Genomic DNA, 17087 nt, shown 5'->3' on the forward strand with positions numbered 1-17087 from the left:
CGGAGGCTGTGGTTTTTAGCTGTTGCGTGTTAAATAAATCAGAACTGCCAGCTCAGCGACGCCATATAATTGCGCGGTGCCGCATAATAGGCCTGCGCCCAAGACAGACTGTTGAGGTATTTTTCGTTGGTCAGGTTTTTGACATTCAGCGCGGCTTTCAGCTGTGGCGTAATATCATAACTGGCCATCAGATTAACCAGCGTGTAGGCATCCTGACGGGTGACAATGGTGTCACCGCTGTTCGGGCCACTGGCAACAACGCCCTGCTCACGATAAATATCGTCCTGCCAGCTGACACTGGCGCCCAGCTTCAGCTGCTCCAGCCCGGATACCCGCCAGCTGCTGGCAGCACGTACCATTTTCTGCGGGATATAGGTCTGGGTCAGACGGTTATCCGCATCGCGGATTTCCAGGTCGGTATAAGACAGGCTCAGCTCCAGATTATCCAGCGGTGCGCCCACCAGTTCAGCTTCATAGCCTAGGGTTTTAACCCCATCATCAGCGCGGTACGCATCTTTGGTGGTCCCCGGAATTTTTTCCCCGGTTGCCACGGCAACGTTATCCTGTAACGAACGGAACACAGCCACCGAGCCACGCAACGTCTGATCACTGTTTTCCGCCTTCAGACCCAGCTCGTAGTTAACACTTTGCTTCGGATCGAGCCGCTCGCCCTGCTGGTCCTGCTCTTTTTGTGGCGCAAAGGTTTCGGTCCAGCTGGAGTACAGCGTCAGGTTCTCCAGCATATCCCAGGTCAGGCCAACATAAGGGGTAAACACATTATTGTGGGCCGTGTTGCGCGCTTTACCGTAACTGGCGCCTTGTGATTTCCAGTTGCTTAACCGCCCACCGCTAATCAGGGTCACGCTGTCTGTCAGGCTGAAACGTGCAGCGGAATAAAAAGCACGCTGTTTATCATTCCAGAAACCACCGCCACCCGGCACATTAAATACCGGCTTGGCATAGTCGCCATCGAAGGTTGGCACATCGATATCCGGACCGGCACCGGTAACGGTCGCCTGATCATAAATAGATTCATCCGCAACCCGTACTTTGGCAATATTCAGCCCGGCCATAAACTCATGGCTGCGACCTGCCAGGCGGAATGGCCCGGATAACAACAGGTCGCCCACCCGGTGACTTTCCTGAAAGTTGTATTCGCTGGCATAAGCGCCTTTCACACCCACTCCGGTATCTGCGTCCGGTATACCGGCAACATAAAACAGATTGCTGTCAGTGGATGAGTACAGGTAGCTGTAGGTTGCCTTCAGGCTCCAGCCATTACGGAAACCATGATTAAGTTCGGCAAAAGCCTGACGTGAACGGGTATTAAAGAAGGTCCAGTCTGCGGCAGAACTGGTGGACACATCGTACTCCAGTTGTTTGCCGTTGCTGTCGTACATCGGCAGCGCTCCCCACAACGGGCCATCGGCCCAGGTCCACTGCTGATTCAGCCCGACAGTCAATAACGTGCTTGGTGCCAGTTGTTGCTCCAGCACGCCGTAAGCAATTCGTTTTTTTACGCCATAACGATCGAGGTAAGAATCACCATCCTGCTCGGCCACCACCGCCCGTGCCGCCGTTGTATCCTGATTGCCACGCACCGAAGCATCGGCCTGCAGGCGATACGTTCCCCAGGAACCACCGCTGAGCACCACTTCTCCTCCCTCGTCGGCCGTCGGCCGTTTGCGGATCAGATTCACCGTGGCTGACGGGTCGCCCAGACCGGCACGCAAAGCATTCGCGCCGCGCAGGATTTCAACCCGCTCATAAATCGCGGTATCGATATCGCCGTAAACATTATCGTGGGTCAGCGGCATGCCAACACCGTCGTTCTGGAAATTAGTGACCTTAAAGCCGCGTGAGGTGTAATACACCCGGTCGGTTTCCGGTTTTTCCACCGTCACACCCGCTGCGCTGTTCAGTACATCGTTAACATTCAGCAAAGCAAAATCATCCAGCTGGGCACGGCTGACCACCGATACCGACTGTGGCGTATGACGAATATCCTGATCCAGCCCGGTAGCTGTGCTGCTGGCCGTTACCCGATAACCGGAATCCTGTCCGGCCGTTACCGTGATGGTGTCGAGATCTTCAACCGGTTCCTCAGCAATCGCAGGAACCGCAATTAACATCATAGCTGCCAGAGAGCTCCGACAGGTTAAGGCGTGTTTGTTCATAGCTTCCCCCAAATAAACCCCGGCAACTCCGGGGCATGGGATGCTATATAGAACCATTATCATTTACAATACTGAATGATAATATGTATCAACCGCATTATTAAAAAGCCAGCGATCAGAATCTGGCAGTCAGACCCAGCCGTACACCACGACCTGGCTGTGCCACCCGGTCTTTCACAAAGGATGAGTGATAGCGGATATCTTGGTTCAGCAGATTGGTGCCGCTCAGATCAATACGGTATTCCGCCGCTGCTGAGCTGATGCGATAACTCACTCCGGCACTCAACTGCTGATAACTGTCAGTCGCGCTCTCCTGTAGTTCGCTGCCATCCGTCGCGCGACCAAAACTGGCCAGCCGGTCCTGCTTCGCCACCAGCATGTGCTGAGCAAAAGCGCTCCAGTTGAGTGATTCAAAATTCACCCCCAGCGCCACCCGGTCAGCCGGCAGGCGTGGCAGATAATCGCCATTTTTCAGTTTTCCACGCACGCTGTCAGCCATCGCGGTCAGTTGCCAGTAATCCGCCAGATCGTAAGCCATTTGCAGCTCAGCACCGGTTAACGTCGCCTGCTGCTGCTGGAACTGATACGCCTGCAGCTCCTCCAGTTGCAATAACGCTCCGTTCTCCACAACCGCATTCTGATAGATAAAATCATCAATCTGATTCTGGTAAACACTCAGCCCGGTGGTGAACCGGCCACTGTTTTTACGCAATGAAAGATCAACGTTGAGCGCCTGCTCTTCTTTCAGCTCAGGATTACCGATGTCATAACTCAGCGTCGATTCATGTGCGCCACAGGAAAACAACTCCTCCACCGCCGGGGCCCGCTGGGCCGACGTCAGCGAGCCGGCCAGCTGCCAGCCGTGGCCGAGATTATGAATTAAACCGAGCGACAGGCTGTGATTGGTAAACGCTTTATGATTCACATCCCGGCTGCTGAAACCACATTCAGCTGCGACAGAACCCGGTTGGTCAGGATCATGACTGACGGCATCCAGCCGCGCCCCCAACTCCAGCGTGGTATCGCGCCACTGTGTTTCTGCCAGCCAGAACAACGCCAGATCCTGGCTGTCCGTTTCCGGCACCAGTGCTTCACCACCAATGGCGGAAAATTGTTTGTTTGTCAGCTGTGTGCCGAACACATGACTGACACCCGCCCATGGTTCCAGCACCAGTTCCAGACGCAGATCCTGAGCCTGATTACTGAAGGTGGTGGGCGCATGTTCTTCGTGCCCGGCGTCCGCCTGCTGCGCTTCGTCATGCACCTCTTCGTGGCCTTCGCTGTGCTCGTAGTCGGTTACCGCCAGCTGCACATTTAACGATTGTGCCGCCGTAAAAGGCCGCATAATCAGGGCATCCAGATCAATCCGGCTTTGTTGCAGATCGACCCGTGCCGGACCTTCTTCCTGATGCTCCTCCGCCGCGCCGGCCTCTTCATGCTCTTCCGCATGTCCGTGTCCCGGCAAACCAAACGCACTTTCCAGATAACTGGCCGCCAGGCCAATATGGCTGCCACCTCCCAATTCATAACTGCCACCCAGCGTCAGCTGCCGGTTGTCTTCGATGTCACTGTTATCCAGCCGTTTACCTTCCGCATCGTGTTTCTCCGTTTCACCATCCGCTTCGCGATGAATTTCTCCGGCCTCCGCCGGGATACGGTAATCATCACTGCGACTGGCTGCGGCATCCAGATGCCAGTGCCAGCGCTGCTGTTTACCTTCGTGACGGATGGCCAGTTCGCGTCCATCATTCACGCTGTTAACACCCAGGCGCAGCTGAGTTTCACTGCCGTCATGATCATCAGCATGAGGTACCCGGTCGTCGACCACATTCACAACACCGCCAAATGCACCATTGCCGTAAAGCAGGGTTGCCGGACCACGCAACACTTCAATCTGTCGGGCGCCGTGCGTATGAACCGCTACCGCATGATCCGGACTGACCGATGAAGCATCCATCGCTTCCATACCGGATTGCAGTACCTTAACCCGTGCACCACCTAAACCCCGGATCACCGGACGGCCCACCGCCGCACCAAAGCTGGAACTGCTGACACCGGGTTGCTGTGCCAGGGTTTCGCCTAACGAATCAGCCCGCTGCCGATCCAGCTGCTCACCACTTAACACCAGCGCCGGTTGCACTAATTCAGCCTGAGACTGGTTGGTTGGGGTTGCGGTTACCCGCACAGTGTCGAGTTCACTGGCGTTGTTGTCGGCCATAACTGGGGTGAAGGGCGCAGCAGCAACAGCCAGCGCCAGCATACGAATACGCATGAAGATTGTCTCCGGTGACAGATCAGATAATTTATTGTTGGAACCTATGGATTACTGCGCAGCAGCAACCACCGGAGGGGCACGCGGGGAGCCGGTCAGCAACAAACGGCGGGGAACAAATACAAGCAACAGCACCTGCGGTGCCAGATCAAGTAATACCGCCGGCAGGGCAATCAACAGCGGCGGTACCAGAGCACTGGGATCCAGTGCCTGCAGGCAGTAGTCACACTGTTCAGAAAAAGCGTGACCCGCCAGTTGTTCATGCACACTCTGACCACTGGCCACCAGCACCATTAAGGTACACAGCAGCAAAGCTAACCAGGATGAACGACGACGAAACGGCATAAACGGCGACTGACTGAACGTTATAAGATTACACAGTATCTCAAGCTGGCCGCTGACAAGTAAATACACAAACGGGCCAGCCGACCATTAAGACAGGCGCTTATGACAGCGCGATGACAGATAACCGGAACAGCGCGCAACGCTACACCAGATCTTTAATTTCTTTATTAAAGTGCACCTCAATCGCCCGCTGCACATCACGCACACAAGGAGTACGTTCGGTATGCACCAGCATAATCAGCGACTGGGCATGAACATGATGATCACCGTCCGGATGCTTGATCACCTCCCCTTCTTTGGTGACATACGCCAGTGGTGTGCCCAGGTTGGCCTGAATCACAGCGTTCACCACATCCGCCCAGCGTTCACCTTCGAGCCACACCGGGAAACGCACGGTGTGGTCGTCGGCGTGGGTAAACATATCTTCAATTACCTGTTCGGCACCCGGCGACACCATGGCACGCACCACGATTTCCGGATAGGAACGGATTGGCCGCAGAATCACCGGAATATCCAGCGCTTTCAGCCGTTCGCGATTGGCATCATCAACACATTCCGCCATCACTTTATGGCTCAGATGCAGGCTGTACAGACGATGGGCAACATCAAAGGTAAAGCTGTCGCTGTCGGTGGAATATTCATCCCGCGACAACACCACAATATGGCGCGCGCGTTCAGCACCGGCCTGCTTCAGATCGTCCGGCCGGCTGGCCGAACCGGTCACATGCACCACACCCAGCTGGCGCAGACTATCGGGCAGACCATCCTGAAACTCTTCATTCAGCAACATGATCGGCGTATCCGGATATTCGCCACTTTCGCGAATCTGGCCGATCAGGCGCAGGAAATACGCCTCGTGGTTATATTTCGGCGAATTGATGATGAGGATATGTTCTGCCATGTTCCAGTCCCAGTGTCCGGTGCGGATACGTTCCCGCCGTGCAATACGAAAATCAACATAATCGCTGATCAGAAACGTCATCAGGGTAATCCCGCAAACGTACATCAGCATCACAGTGGCAAACTGCCCTTCTGGCGTGGCGGCTGATAAGTCGCCGTAACCCACCGTTGTAATGGTGGTTAACGTCAGCCATAACGCCGACCAGGGCGACATACCTTCGAACCACACCATGGCGGCGATATGCAGAGCGATAATCGAGCCCAGAATCAGCGCGGTACGCAACACCGCCCGACGAATATTGGCGTCGGTCTGATACACCGCATGGCGGACACGCTGATGCTGACGAATAAAACGGGTTACCTTGTTCATGGCCGCTATCATAGCAGCCTGACGCCCGGCGTCACCGCTTTGTATCCCGACTTGATCTGTTGCCTCAGGCGGATACACTGCCGGCAGCTTTTAATCCGTTACAGAGATAACCCATGACTTACCATATCTACGGCATCGGCAACGCCCTGGTTGATAAAGAATTTGAAGTGGGCGATGAGTTCTTCGCCAAAGCCGGTATCGAAAAAGGCATGATGACCCTGATTGAACAGGATCAGCTGCACAGCCTGCTGGACACCTTAACCAGCGACTACGGCCTGAAAAAACGGGCCTGTGGCGGCAGCGCTGCCAACACCATCATTGGTGCCAGCTATTTTGGTGCTAAAACCTTTTACAGCTGTAATGTCGCCGCCGATGAAGCCGGTGATTTTTACGTCGCCGACCTGAAAGCCGCCGGTGTGGATACCAATATGGACGGCGAACGCGATCAGGGCATCACCGGCAAATGCCTGGTGATGGTGACCGCAGATGCCGAGCGCACCATGAACACCTATCTGGGCATCACCTCCGATCTGGATAAAAAACACATCAACAGCGCCGCACTGCAGAACTCCCAATACGTCTATGTCGAAGGCTATCTGGTAACATCCGACACCTCCCGCGCCGCCGCTATCGAAGTGTTACAGCAGGCCCGCCAGCAAGGTGTTAAAACCGCTCTGACCTTCTCGGATCCGGCCATGGTGCAGTTTTTTAAAGACGGCCTGACCGAAATGATTGGCAGCGGAGTGGATTTATTATTCTGCAACGAACAGGAAGCCCGCCTGTTCAGCGACCGCGATAACCTCGACGACGCCGTCGCCGCACTGAAGCAGGTTGCCAACACCTTCGCCATTACCCTGGGCGCCAACGGCGCATTAGCCTGGGACGGCGAAACCCTGCATCAGATTGCTCCACAACCCACCACCGCTCTGGACTCCAACGGTGCCGGGGATATGTTTGCCGGCGCTTTCCTGTACGCCATTACCCACGGCTATGATTTTGCCGCCGCCGGCCGCCTCGCCAGCGCCGCATCATCTCAGGTCGTCAGCCAGTTCGGGCCGCGCCTGGACGCCGAACAACATCAGCCACTGAAAGCACTGCTGGACTGAATAACAACCATCCGTGCTGCCAGCCTGCTGACTCCGGTCGGCAGGCTGAACTTGCCGCCCCCTGCCGATCGCGCTTAACTGATATTAATCACCGTCACCCGAGCGCACCTTTTGGATCTGCTGAAACGCCTGACCTTACCGGTTATTTTTACCCTGCTGGCACTGGCTTTATGGAACAGCAACGCCTTCCGTGAAATCGCCGCCGGGGTCGCTATTTTTCTGTTTGGTATGTTATCGCTGGAGCAGGGCTTTCGGGTATTTTCCGGCGGAGTGCTGGAGAAAACCCTGCGTTATTGCACCAACCGGGTGTGGAAATCGCTGACCTTCGGCGTCCTGACCACCAGCCTGATGCAATCCAGCTCTCTGGTGTCGGTGCTGGCCATTTCCTTTTTATCCGCCGGCCTGATCAACCTAAGCATGGGACTGGGCATTATTTTTGGTGCCAACTTAGGCACCACAACCGGCGCCTGGCTGGTCGCCGCTCTGGGGCTGAAAATTAAATTATCCAGCTATGCCATGCCACTGCTGGTATTTGGTGTGGCGCTGATGTTTCAGCAAAAAAACACCAGCCAGGGCCTGGGCCGCATTCTCGTGGGTATTGGTTTTTTATTCCTCGGTATCGATCAGATGAAAACCGGTTTTGCCGAATTCCAGCAGGCCGTTGATCTCAGCCTGTATCACAGCAACGGCTGGGATGGCCGCCTGTTGTATCTCGGTATCGGCTTATTAGCCACCGTGATCATGCAGTCCAGCCACGCCACTCTGGTGCTGATCCTGACAGCCCTCAGCAGTGGCCATATCAGTTACAGCGACGCCTTAGCACTGGCCATCGGTGCCAATATTGGCACCACCATCACCGCGTTATTAGGCAGCCTGAGCGCCAACCACGCAGGCCGCCAGCTGGCGCTGGGCCACTTAATGTTTAACCTGCTGACCGCCTGTACCGCCTTATTGTTATTACCGCAGTTATTACAGCTGGTTGAATGGTGTGCCGCGCGGTTAGGTCTCGCGGCGGATGATTTCACCCTGCGACTGGCGATATTTCATACCCTGTTTAACACCCTGGGGGTGTTATTGATGTTGCCCTGGCTCAACCGTCTGGTGATGTTGCTGCAGTCCTGGCTGCCGGAACCCCGCAGCCACATCAAACGGCCGGAATATCTTAATGATGCCGCCCTGAGTTCGGTCAGTGGCTCATTACACGCAGCGCGTCAGGAGAGTAAGCGGCTGTACCGCTTTGGCCGCGATATTATTATTCGTGGCCTGGGCTGGGCCAGTGCGGATTTTCGCCAGCAGCAGCTGCCGGATGACAATGACCCTCACGAAGTCAGCTACCACAATATTCAGGATTCCTACGACCAGCGACTGAAACACCTGCACGCCGACATCACCCGCTTTATCAGTCTGGCCCGCGAGCATGCGCCTCAGGCCCGAAGTGAACAGTTACGCCAGCTCAGTGTCGCGTGTTTTCATCTGATTGAAGCGGTGAAAGATACCAAACATATGCAGCGTAACCTGCTGCATTATGCCAACGGCAACAACCAGGCCATGACCCGGGCTTATCAGCAGTTGCGCCAGGACATTGCCCACACCCTGCTGAAAATTGATCAGGCCGGCAAACAATTTGAACAGGATCAGGACCAGGGCGAGCTGCAACTGGAGCTGGAACACCTGCAGTTGTTAGCGAATCGCCACCATCAGGAGTTTGATCAGCAGATTGAGCTGCTGATTCGCAGCGATGAAATCAGCGCCGTGATGGCCACCTCACTGATGAACGATAAAGAATACGCCTACCGCATCAGTAAAAACCTACTCAAAGCAGCACGCAGTTTATGGCTGCTCGGCCAGACAACAGAAAAGTTAGGGCTGGAAGATAACGAACTGTCGGATATTAACCAGCAGCTCAGCGACAATAACAGCCAGGATCCGGAGAGTCGCTTATGAAACGCAGCAAACTGCTGAAACGTCTGAAGCGGTTATTAAATGCCTCAGCGTCAGAACAGCGCCGGCAATACACGGAACTGATGAATACCCTGAAGCAGCTGAGACAAAAATCCCGTCAACTGCAGCAGCGGTTGCAGAGTTGCGATCAGGCACAAGAAAAACAACAACTGGAGGAGAAACTCGCCATTCTGCAACAAAAACGGCGCAAAGGCTTATTACTGGCCCGGGAGCTGAAACAGCGGTCAGCAACACCCCGAAAAACCCAGAAATAGTTAGAGGTCTGAACAACCATTCAATCCTGATTGGCCCTCAGCACACAAAAATAACTGAGCATCTGGTTAGATATCTAATCATTATTCCGGATCTACATCCTGCTCCCGATAGAACAGCCGCTGCAGTAACTGCCAGTCAAACAGAGCAATCAGACGGTCGTGGTAATAGCAGGTTTCGGTCAGGCCGTTGTCACCATCGACAATACTTTCACGTTGCTCCTGCTGCGGATAAATCAGCTCTTCAACGCCATCCACCGCTACACCAATCATCTCTCCGGCCATCATCATTGTCAGTATTTTCGAGTCTTCCTGCGGTGTCAGCGGCGTTTTATGCAGCCACTGATGCATATCCACCACCGGCACAATATTGCCGCGAAAATTGATAATGCCACGGATAAAAATGTCGGCGCCCGGCACCGGGTCACACTCACGCCAGCTCAGGATTTCAATCACCTGCGCGACAGGTACGGCATAACGCTCATCCGCCACGACAAACTCAAGCCAGGGTTGTTGCTGCAAAACCACCTCCTATTTATTTAGAGTTGTAATCAGTTTAGAGCATTGCTAATATGTTTAGTACTCTAAACAAACAAAGAGAGCGTAACGGACAGCATTGTTATCGTCCGGTAAGCGGTTCTCTTCACTACATGGACTCGACGAGCTCGGACATTAGTACACCAACCCGTACTCCGAACCCTAAGCAAGCCCAATCCCCTTCCGATTTCACCTTCCGTTGCCCTGATGCCACTGATGGCGCCGCTGTTTTTCAGCTGGTACGGGACTGCAAACCACTGGATGAAAATTCCATGTACTGCAATCTGCTGCAATGCAGCCACTTCAGCAGCACCAGTATTGCCGCCGAAGCAAATGGCCAGCTGGCAGGATTTATTTCCGGTTACCGTCTGCCTGAACAACCCGACACCTTGTTTGTCTGGCAGGTTGCGGTGCACCCGGACTTCCGTGGCAAACGCCTGGCAACTCAGATGCTGGAAACACTGTTACGTCGTATCGGCGATGTGCATTACCTGCACACCACCATCACCCCCGACAACCTGGCTTCCTGGAACACCTTCCGGCGACTGGCACAGGATCTGGGTGCGACGCTGAACAGCCAGACATTTTTCGATAAAGACGCCCACTTTGGCGGCGTACACGACAGCGAAGAGCTGGTCGTGATCGGTCCTTTTTAACCTTCAAACGTTTAAAAACACTCTCCAGAAGAGGTTTATTATGGAAATCTTTAATCAGTTAGAATCTAACGTCCGTGGCTATTGCCGTTCATTCCCGGTGGTATTCACCAAAGCACAGAACGCACTGCTGACCGACAGCGACGGCAACGAATACATCGACTTCCTGGGTGGCGCCGGCACCCTGAACTACGGCCACAACAACCCGAAGTTCAAGCAGGCACTGATTGATTACATCAACTCAGACGGCATGACCCACGGCCTGGATATGTACACCAACGCCAAGCAGGCGTTCCTGGAATCGTTCCAGAACCGCATTCTGGCACCGCGTAACATGCACTACCGCATGCAGTTCACCGGCCCAACCGGCACCAACGCAGTCGAAGCGGCGTTAAAACTGGCGCGCAAAAATACCGGCCGTCACACCATCGTGTCGTTCACCAACGGTTTCCATGGCGTAACTCAGGGTTCTGTGGCGGTCACCGCTAACCAGAAATACAAAGACTCAGTTGGTATGCCGCTGCCGGGCGTACAATTTATGCCGTACGACGGTTACCTGGGTGACTTCAATACGCTGGAATATTTCGAAAAAGCGCTGCAGGACAAATCTTCCGGTCTGGGTCACCCGGCCGGCGTTATCGTTGAATGCATCCAGGGTGAAGGTGGTTTAAACGTCGCCAGCAAAGAATGGATGCAGGGCCTGCAGGACATCTGCCGCCGTTATGACATGGTATTGATTGTTGATGATATTCAGGCTGGCTGTGGCCGCAGTGGCACCTTCTTCAGCTTCGAAGAGTTTGGTATCGAACCCGACATCATTACCCTGTCGAAATCTCTTGGTGGTTACGGACTGCCAATGGCCGTAGTTCTGCTAAAAGAAGAGCTGGACAGCTGGAAACCGGGTGAACACAACGGTACTTTCCGTGGCAATAACCACGCCTTTATCACCGCTCGTCAGGCACTGGAACATTATTGGGCCGACGACAGCTTCGCCAAAGACGTGCAGAAAAAAGCGGCCCATCTGAAGGCCCGGTTGAAAGAAATTCAGGCCAAACACGGTGGTCAGCTGAAACACAAAGGCCGCGGCATTATGCAGGGCCTGGAGTTTAAATCCGGTGAACTGGCTGAAGCCGTGACCGAACTGGCGTTTAAACGCAACCTGGTCATTGAAACCAGTGGTTCAGAAGGTCAGGTGGTTAAAGTATTAACTCCGCTGACGATTGAAACCGAACAGCTCGACCGCGGTCTGGATATCCTGGCCAGCTGTGTTGCTGATGCTCTGTCTGAAAACGTTTCCAAAGCTTCCTGAGGTATTAGTGTGATTGTCCGTACATTAAAAGAATGCAAAGAGTCCAACCGCGCCATTAACGGCGGTACCTGGGAATCGGTACGTATGTTGTTAAAAGACGACAACATGGGGTTTTCTTTCCATATCACCACCATTTTTAAAGGCACCGAAACACCGATCTGGTATCAGAACCACCTGGAATCTGTGTATTGCATGAGTGGTTATGGTGAGGTGGAAACCTGTGAAGATGGTAAGATCTACCCGATCGAGCCCGGCACCCTGTATATTCTGGATAAGCACGATAAACACCTGTTACGTGCCACCACGGAAGATATGCAGATGGCCTGTGTTTTTAATCCGCCCCTGCATGGCAAAGAAATTCATGATGAAAATGGTGTGTACGCACTGGAAGCTGAAACCATCGACTGATCCCTCCGGCCGGACTCAGGTCCGGCCCGCTTCCCTATCCCACACATACCTGTCAAAAAAACTCACCAATGGGTGACACATGTTACATACCGTAGAAAAAATCGGCGGCACTTCGATGAGCCGCTACGAGGAAGTACTGAACAACATCTGGCTGCGAGCGCATACCCCACAAGGCAGCCCGGCCACCTTATACCAGCGTATCTTTGTGGTATCGGCCTACGCCGGCATGACCAACGGCCTGCTGGAACATAAAAAAACCGGCGAACCCGGCGTTTATGCCCTGTTTGCAGAAATGGACGAAAAACGTCCGTGGCAGAACAAACTCGACCAGGTGCTCGACAACATGTTGTCGATGAACGCCGCCATCTTCAGCAACGACGTGCAGCGCAAACGCGCCGATCAGTTTATTTGCCAGCGCTTTGCCGATACCCGCACCTGTCTGGAAAATCTGGAAACCGTGTGTAATTTCGGTAACTTCCAGCTTGATGACCACCTGCATCAGGTGCGTGAAATGCTCAGTGCGCTGGGTGAGGCACACAGCGCCTACAACTCAGTGCAGCTGTTGCGTCAGCACGATGTGAATGCTGTATTTGTCGACCTGACCAACTGGCGTTCAGACAGCCAGCCAGGACTGGATGAAACCATCCGCCGGGCATTTGGTGGTATCGACCTGGCAACCCAGCTGCCGATTGTCACCGGTTATACCCAGTGCCGCGAAGGCCTGATGAAAACCTTCGACCGTGGTTACAGTGAAATGACCTTCAGCAAAATCGCCACCATTACCGGTGCTGCAGAAGCCATTATTCACAAAGAATATCACCTCAGTACGGCTGACCCGGCCTTAGTAGGTACCGACAATATTCAGCCGATTGGCATGACCAACTACGACGTCGCCGATCAGCTGGCCAACCTCGGGATGGAAGCCATCCACCCGCGTGCCGCTTCCGGCCTGCGTAAGAAAAATATCCTGTTACGGATCAAAAATACCTTCGAGCCGGAACACGAAGGTACTCAGATCTGCAGTGATTATTGCAGCGATGAGCCCAAAGTTGAGATCATCGCCGGCACCAAAGGTGTCTGGGCGCTGGAGATTTTCGACCAGGATATGGTCGGCAACCCAACCTACGGCGAAAAGATGAACCAGCTGGTACAGGAGTCCGGCGTTCGGGTATTAACCAAAGACTACAATGCCAATACCGATACCTTCTATCTGAAAGGCAACAAACGTCGTATCAACTGGCTGATGGATAAACTGCAGCAGGTTTACCCGGATTCGGATATCCGAGTCGAAAAACTGTCGATGGTCAGCGCCATCGGTAGCGATATGAATATTCCCGGCTTACTTCACAAAGCGTCCGGTGCATTATCTGAGGCAGGTGTTAATATCCTCTCTGTTCACCAGGCCATGCGTCAGGTCGATATCATGTTTCTGGTGCGGGATGAAGATTACGGCAAAGCCGTGGAAGCCCTGCACCAACAGTTTGTGGAGAAATCAGAACTATGGCAACAACAGGCAAGCGCATAACTGTTTCACAATGGTTTAACGCTGCCGGGCGGTGGCTCGCACTCTGCGGGTTACTGCTCGCCTGCGCCCTGCCCCGGGCAGAAGAAGAAAGCGCCACCAGCCTGCAACTGACGCCTGCCCAGCAGGCGTTACTGGCAGAACAACTATCCCAGTCCCAGCGCGATCAGCTGGCGAAAGATAAAATCAATAACCTCGATGCCAAGATGTACAGCCCGTTTACCGAGTTGTATATCCTCGGTGAGGTAAAGGATTTACGCCAGGAAATCGCCAATACCCGGGTTGAGCTGACTGAAAAGATTGTTGCCAAAGAACTGACCGTCGCCGACCGGGCGCTGGTATACGCCACCGATACCATTACCTATTTTTTCTATTTGCTGGCCGGCGCGTCGTCTTTGCTGGTGATTATCGGCTGGAACTCCTTACGTGATGTAAAAGAGCGGGTCGGTACCTTTGCCAATGAAGAAATCGGCCGGATTACCAGTTCCTATGAAGAACGGCTGGCGAACCTGGAAAAAGAACTGCACCGTAAGTCACGCCATATTAAAGCGGCTCAGGATGAAATTGAGTTAACCAACGAAATTCATTCGTTATGGCTGAAAGCGTCACAGGAAAACAGTCCGCAGAACAAAATTTCCCTGTACGATCAGATCCTGGCATTACGTCCGGATGATATCGAGGCCTTAACCTACAAAGCCGACGCAGCACTGCTGTTAGGTCAGACCGAATGGGCGACCAGCCTGGCGAACCGGGCCCTGGAAATTGACCCGGAAAACAGCCACGCGTTTTTCCAGCGTGCCTGTGCCTTTGCTGAATCAGGCTTTGTTGATGAAGCGTTACGCGACCTGGCAGAGGCAATTCAGCGTTCTGAGTCGTTGAGGATTCAAGCCGGCGAAGACACCAGCTTTGAGAGCCTGCACGATAACGAACTGTTCCGCGAGATGGTGGTGATGCCAGAAAAAGAAGAAAGCAATGTGATTATCAGCGACTGAGCATCACTCAGCAGGTAAAAACAGCGCCAGCAACTCATTCAGATATTGCTGGCCTTTTTCCGTCGCCCGGATGCCTTTATCCAGTTGCAACAACCCCAGCTGCTGAGCCCGCTGTAATGGCTCAGCCACAGCCGCCAGCGTCAGCCCGGTACGGGCTTCAAAATCTTCCACCCGAATCCCCTGGCGCAACCGTAATGCGTTCATCAGGCATTCCAGCCCGATATCATCCGGATCGATGGTTTGTTTACCCGCCAGAAACGCCTTATCCGGCGCCAGGTAGTCTTTTGGCAGGCGGGTTTTATGGGTCCGCAAAATGGTATTGGCATCCGCCAGCGTAATTTTGCCATGTGCGCCGGCACCAATACCGAGGTAATCGCCAAACTGCCAATAGTTCAGATTGTGCCGCGATGCCCGTCCTGGCTGACAAAAGGCAGAAATTTCATAGTGTTCAAAACCGTGTTCTGCCAGCAATGCCAGCCCGGCTTCCTGAATATCCCACAGGGTATCATCCTGAGGTAATAACGGTGGCCGCTTATAAAATTCGGTATTGGGTTCAATGGTCAGCTGATACCAGGACAAATGCTGAGGTTCAAACGCCAGTGCGGTACGCAGATCGTGTAATGCCTGGCCGACGGTTTGTCCTGGCAAGCCGTGCATCAGGTCGATATTAAAATTATCGAAGCCGGCTTTACGGGCTTTGCTGATGGCCGTTTTGGCCTGCTCACTGTCGTGCACCCGGCCCAGCTGCTGCAAATGGCCGGGGTTAAAACTCTGTACCCCGATGCTCAGGCGGTTAATGCCGAGGCTGCGGTAAGCGGCAAATTTTTTCGCTTCAAAGGTACCCGGATTAGCTTCCAGGGTAATTTCAATATCATCGGCAAAGGTCAGCCGCTGACGCAACTCACGAAACAGTTTTTCGTAGGCCCGGGCCGACAATAAACTGGGGGTACCACCACCGATAAAAATACTCTGCAGCGGCCGCCCCTGTAGCCAGTGTTTATCCTGCTCCAGATCCGCTATCAGAGCGTCCACGTATTGTCGTTCCGGCAGATTGTCATCGGCCTTATGGGAATTAAAATCACAATAAGGGCACTTACGGATGCACCAGGGAACGTGGATATACAAACTGAGAGGCGGTAGCCGGAGCATGGTCAGAGGTTTCCTCAGGCGACGTTGGCAGCGTCGTTACTTTCCGCGCTGTTTTGCAGTTCAGCCCGGTCGAGTACTTCAAGAATGGACGCCGCTTTGCTGGCCCAGTCATTTTTTTCCTGAGTCAGGCGTTCAACTTCCTGCTTCAGGGTTTCGTTTTCACTGACGAAGGTTTGTTTTTCCTCCATCAGGCGGGCTTTTTCATCCTGCACCTGAGTACGCTGCTCAAGCAGTTTTTCAATCTGTTGCTGCAGCTCATCACGCTGCTGCTGCCAGACTTCTTTTTCGTGTTGCAGTGCTTTTATTTCTTCTTTGCTGTCCTGCAGATCGCTGCGCAGTGTCAGTCGTTCTGCATCACTTTCAATCAGTTGTTCATTACTGCTTTTCAGTTGCTGACGTTGTTCTGTCAGTTCCTGCTGTAAATCCTCCACCGAACAAATGGTGTTCAGAATTTTATTTTCTAGCTGCTCTAAAATATCCACAAATGTCTCTTCTGTAATCATACTAACGGTACTAAAACCGGATGTTTTCCGTCAGCTTATTCATGGCCACACCCCGGTGCGAGATGCGGTTTTTCTGCTCTTTGGTTAATGCCGCAGCCGTGCATTGCTCACTGTCGACATAAAATAACGGATCATAACCAAAACCCTCATTGCCATCCGGCTGAAGCACAATGCGCCCTTCCCAGCTGCCCTGAAATACCTGCGGTGTCGGATCATCAGCATGCCGCAAATACACCAGCACACACTGAAACCGCGCGTTGCGCTGCTCGCTGGCGATTCCCGTCAGTGCCTGTAATAACATGGCATTGTTCGCAGCATCCCCCTGTTCCGTTCCCTGGTAACCACACCGTTGTGCATAACGGGCGCTGTAAATACCCGGGGCACCGTTAAGGGCATCCACTTCAATACCGGAATCATCCGCCAGTGCCGGCAGGCCGGTCTGACGAGAGGCATTACGGGCTTTGAGAATGGCATTTTCCACAAAACTGAGGCCTGTTTCTTCGGCCTCGTGCACGTTTAACTGATTTTGTGGAATAATTTCGATTGGCTGATCATTAAAATGACGGCTGAACATGGCAGAAAATTCACGTAATTTTCCGGCATTGCCGCTGGCAAGAACAATTTTTTTCAT

General features: G+C 53.5%; 16 protein-coding genes. 8 read left to right on the plus strand and 8 right to left on the minus strand.

Translation table 11 applies throughout. The annotated features are described in order from the left end of the window. Positions 1–38 precede the first annotated feature (38 nt). From ACFOMG_RS03435 to ACFOMG_RS03450, 4 genes are all read right to left on the minus strand, one after another. Positions 39–2177, minus strand: a complete 2139-nt coding sequence (locus tag ACFOMG_RS03435; RefSeq protein ID WP_376864820.1) for a TonB-dependent siderophore receptor — start codon at positions 2175–2177, stop codon at positions 39–41. A gap of 115 nt (positions 2178–2292) precedes the next feature. Beyond that, the gene (locus tag ACFOMG_RS03440) at positions 2293–4449 is read right to left on the minus strand and encodes a TonB-dependent receptor (RefSeq protein ID WP_376864821.1); all 2157 of its coding nucleotides are present in this window, start codon (positions 4447–4449) and stop codon (positions 2293–2295) included. 51 nt (positions 4450–4500) lie between these two features. Beyond that, positions 4501–4794 carry a hypothetical protein gene (locus tag ACFOMG_RS03445; RefSeq protein ID WP_376864822.1) on the minus strand — a complete coding sequence of 98 codons (294 nt, stop codon included), beginning with the start codon at positions 4792–4794 and terminating at the stop codon, positions 4501–4503. Positions 4795–4936: 142 nt separating this feature from the next. Continuing rightward, positions 4937–6064, minus strand: a complete 1128-nt coding sequence (locus tag ACFOMG_RS03450; protein WP_376864823.1) for an ion channel — start codon at positions 6062–6064, stop codon at positions 4937–4939. A 113-nt stretch (positions 6065–6177) separates the two neighbouring features. Between ACFOMG_RS03450 and ACFOMG_RS03455 the strand changes: the two genes are divergently transcribed. The 3 genes from ACFOMG_RS03455 (at position 6178) to ACFOMG_RS03465 (ending at position 9386) form a co-directional block, all read left to right on the plus strand. Beyond that, the gene (locus tag ACFOMG_RS03455; RefSeq protein WP_376864824.1) at positions 6178–7170 is read left to right on the plus strand and encodes an adenosine kinase; all 993 of its coding nucleotides are present in this window, start codon (positions 6178–6180) and stop codon (positions 7168–7170) included. 111 nt (positions 7171–7281) lie between these two features. Further along, positions 7282–9114: a Na/Pi cotransporter family protein gene (locus ACFOMG_RS03460; RefSeq protein WP_376864825.1), complete on the plus strand. Its 1833-nt coding sequence runs from the start codon at positions 7282–7284 to the stop codon at positions 9112–9114. After that, complete coding sequence (locus ACFOMG_RS03465; RefSeq protein WP_376864826.1) at positions 9111–9386, plus strand: hypothetical protein; 276 nt, start codon at positions 9111–9113, stop codon at positions 9384–9386. The genes ACFOMG_RS03460 and ACFOMG_RS03465 overlap by 4 nt, the downstream gene beginning before the upstream one ends. An 81-nt stretch (positions 9387–9467) precedes the next feature. Here the strand turns inward: ACFOMG_RS03465 and ACFOMG_RS03470 are convergent, their stop codons facing one another. Beyond that, positions 9468–9905 carry a chemotaxis protein CheW gene (locus ACFOMG_RS03470; RefSeq protein ID WP_376864827.1) on the minus strand — a complete coding sequence of 146 codons (438 nt, stop codon included), beginning with the start codon at positions 9903–9905 and terminating at the stop codon, positions 9468–9470. Positions 9906–10033: 128 nt separating this feature from the next. Between ACFOMG_RS03470 and ectA the strand changes: the two genes are divergently transcribed. The 5 genes from ectA (at position 10034) to ACFOMG_RS03495 (ending at position 14804) form a co-directional block, all read left to right on the plus strand. Beyond that, positions 10034–10576 carry a diaminobutyrate acetyltransferase gene (gene ectA, locus ACFOMG_RS03475; RefSeq protein ID WP_376864828.1) on the plus strand — a complete coding sequence of 181 codons (543 nt, stop codon included), beginning with the start codon at positions 10034–10036 and terminating at the stop codon, positions 10574–10576. Positions 10577–10616: 40 nt separating this feature from the next. Beyond that, positions 10617–11882, plus strand: a complete 1266-nt coding sequence (ectB, locus tag ACFOMG_RS03480) for a diaminobutyrate--2-oxoglutarate transaminase (RefSeq protein WP_376864829.1) — start codon at positions 10617–10619, stop codon at positions 11880–11882. A 9-nt stretch (positions 11883–11891) separates the two neighbouring features. Then, positions 11892–12290: an ectoine synthase gene (locus tag ACFOMG_RS03485; protein ID WP_376864830.1), complete on the plus strand. Its 399-nt coding sequence runs from the start codon at positions 11892–11894 to the stop codon at positions 12288–12290. A 79-nt stretch (positions 12291–12369) separates the two neighbouring features. Then, positions 12370–13815, plus strand: a complete 1446-nt coding sequence (locus ACFOMG_RS03490) for an aspartate kinase (protein WP_376864831.1) — start codon at positions 12370–12372, stop codon at positions 13813–13815. After that, entirely contained in the window at positions 13791–14804 is a 1014-nt protein-coding gene (locus ACFOMG_RS03495) for a TPR end-of-group domain-containing protein (protein WP_376864832.1), read from the plus strand. Before ACFOMG_RS03490 ends, ACFOMG_RS03495 begins: the two co-directional genes overlap by 25 nt. Positions 14805–14807: 3 nt before the next feature. Here ACFOMG_RS03495 and hemW read toward each other — a convergent pair whose 3' ends face one another. The 3 genes from hemW to rdgB are packed head-to-tail and all read right to left on the minus strand — an operon-like array spanning position 14808 to position 17087. Next, positions 14808–15953 (minus strand): radical SAM family heme chaperone HemW, encoded by a 1146-nt coding sequence (gene hemW, locus ACFOMG_RS03500; RefSeq protein ID WP_376864833.1) that lies wholly within the window; start codon positions 15951–15953, stop codon positions 14808–14810. Between the two features lie 14 nt (positions 15954–15967). Continuing rightward, positions 15968–16435: a hypothetical protein gene (locus ACFOMG_RS03505; protein WP_376864834.1), complete on the minus strand. Its 468-nt coding sequence runs from the start codon at positions 16433–16435 to the stop codon at positions 15968–15970. Between the two features lie 31 nt (positions 16436–16466). Next, entirely contained in the window at positions 16467–17087 is a 621-nt protein-coding gene (gene rdgB, locus ACFOMG_RS03510; RefSeq protein WP_376864835.1) for an RdgB/HAM1 family non-canonical purine NTP pyrophosphatase, read from the minus strand.

This window comes from Bacterioplanoides pacificum (assembly GCF_042648445.1).
Lineage (GTDB): Bacteria > Pseudomonadota > Gammaproteobacteria > Pseudomonadales > Oceanobacteraceae > Bacterioplanoides > Bacterioplanoides pacificum.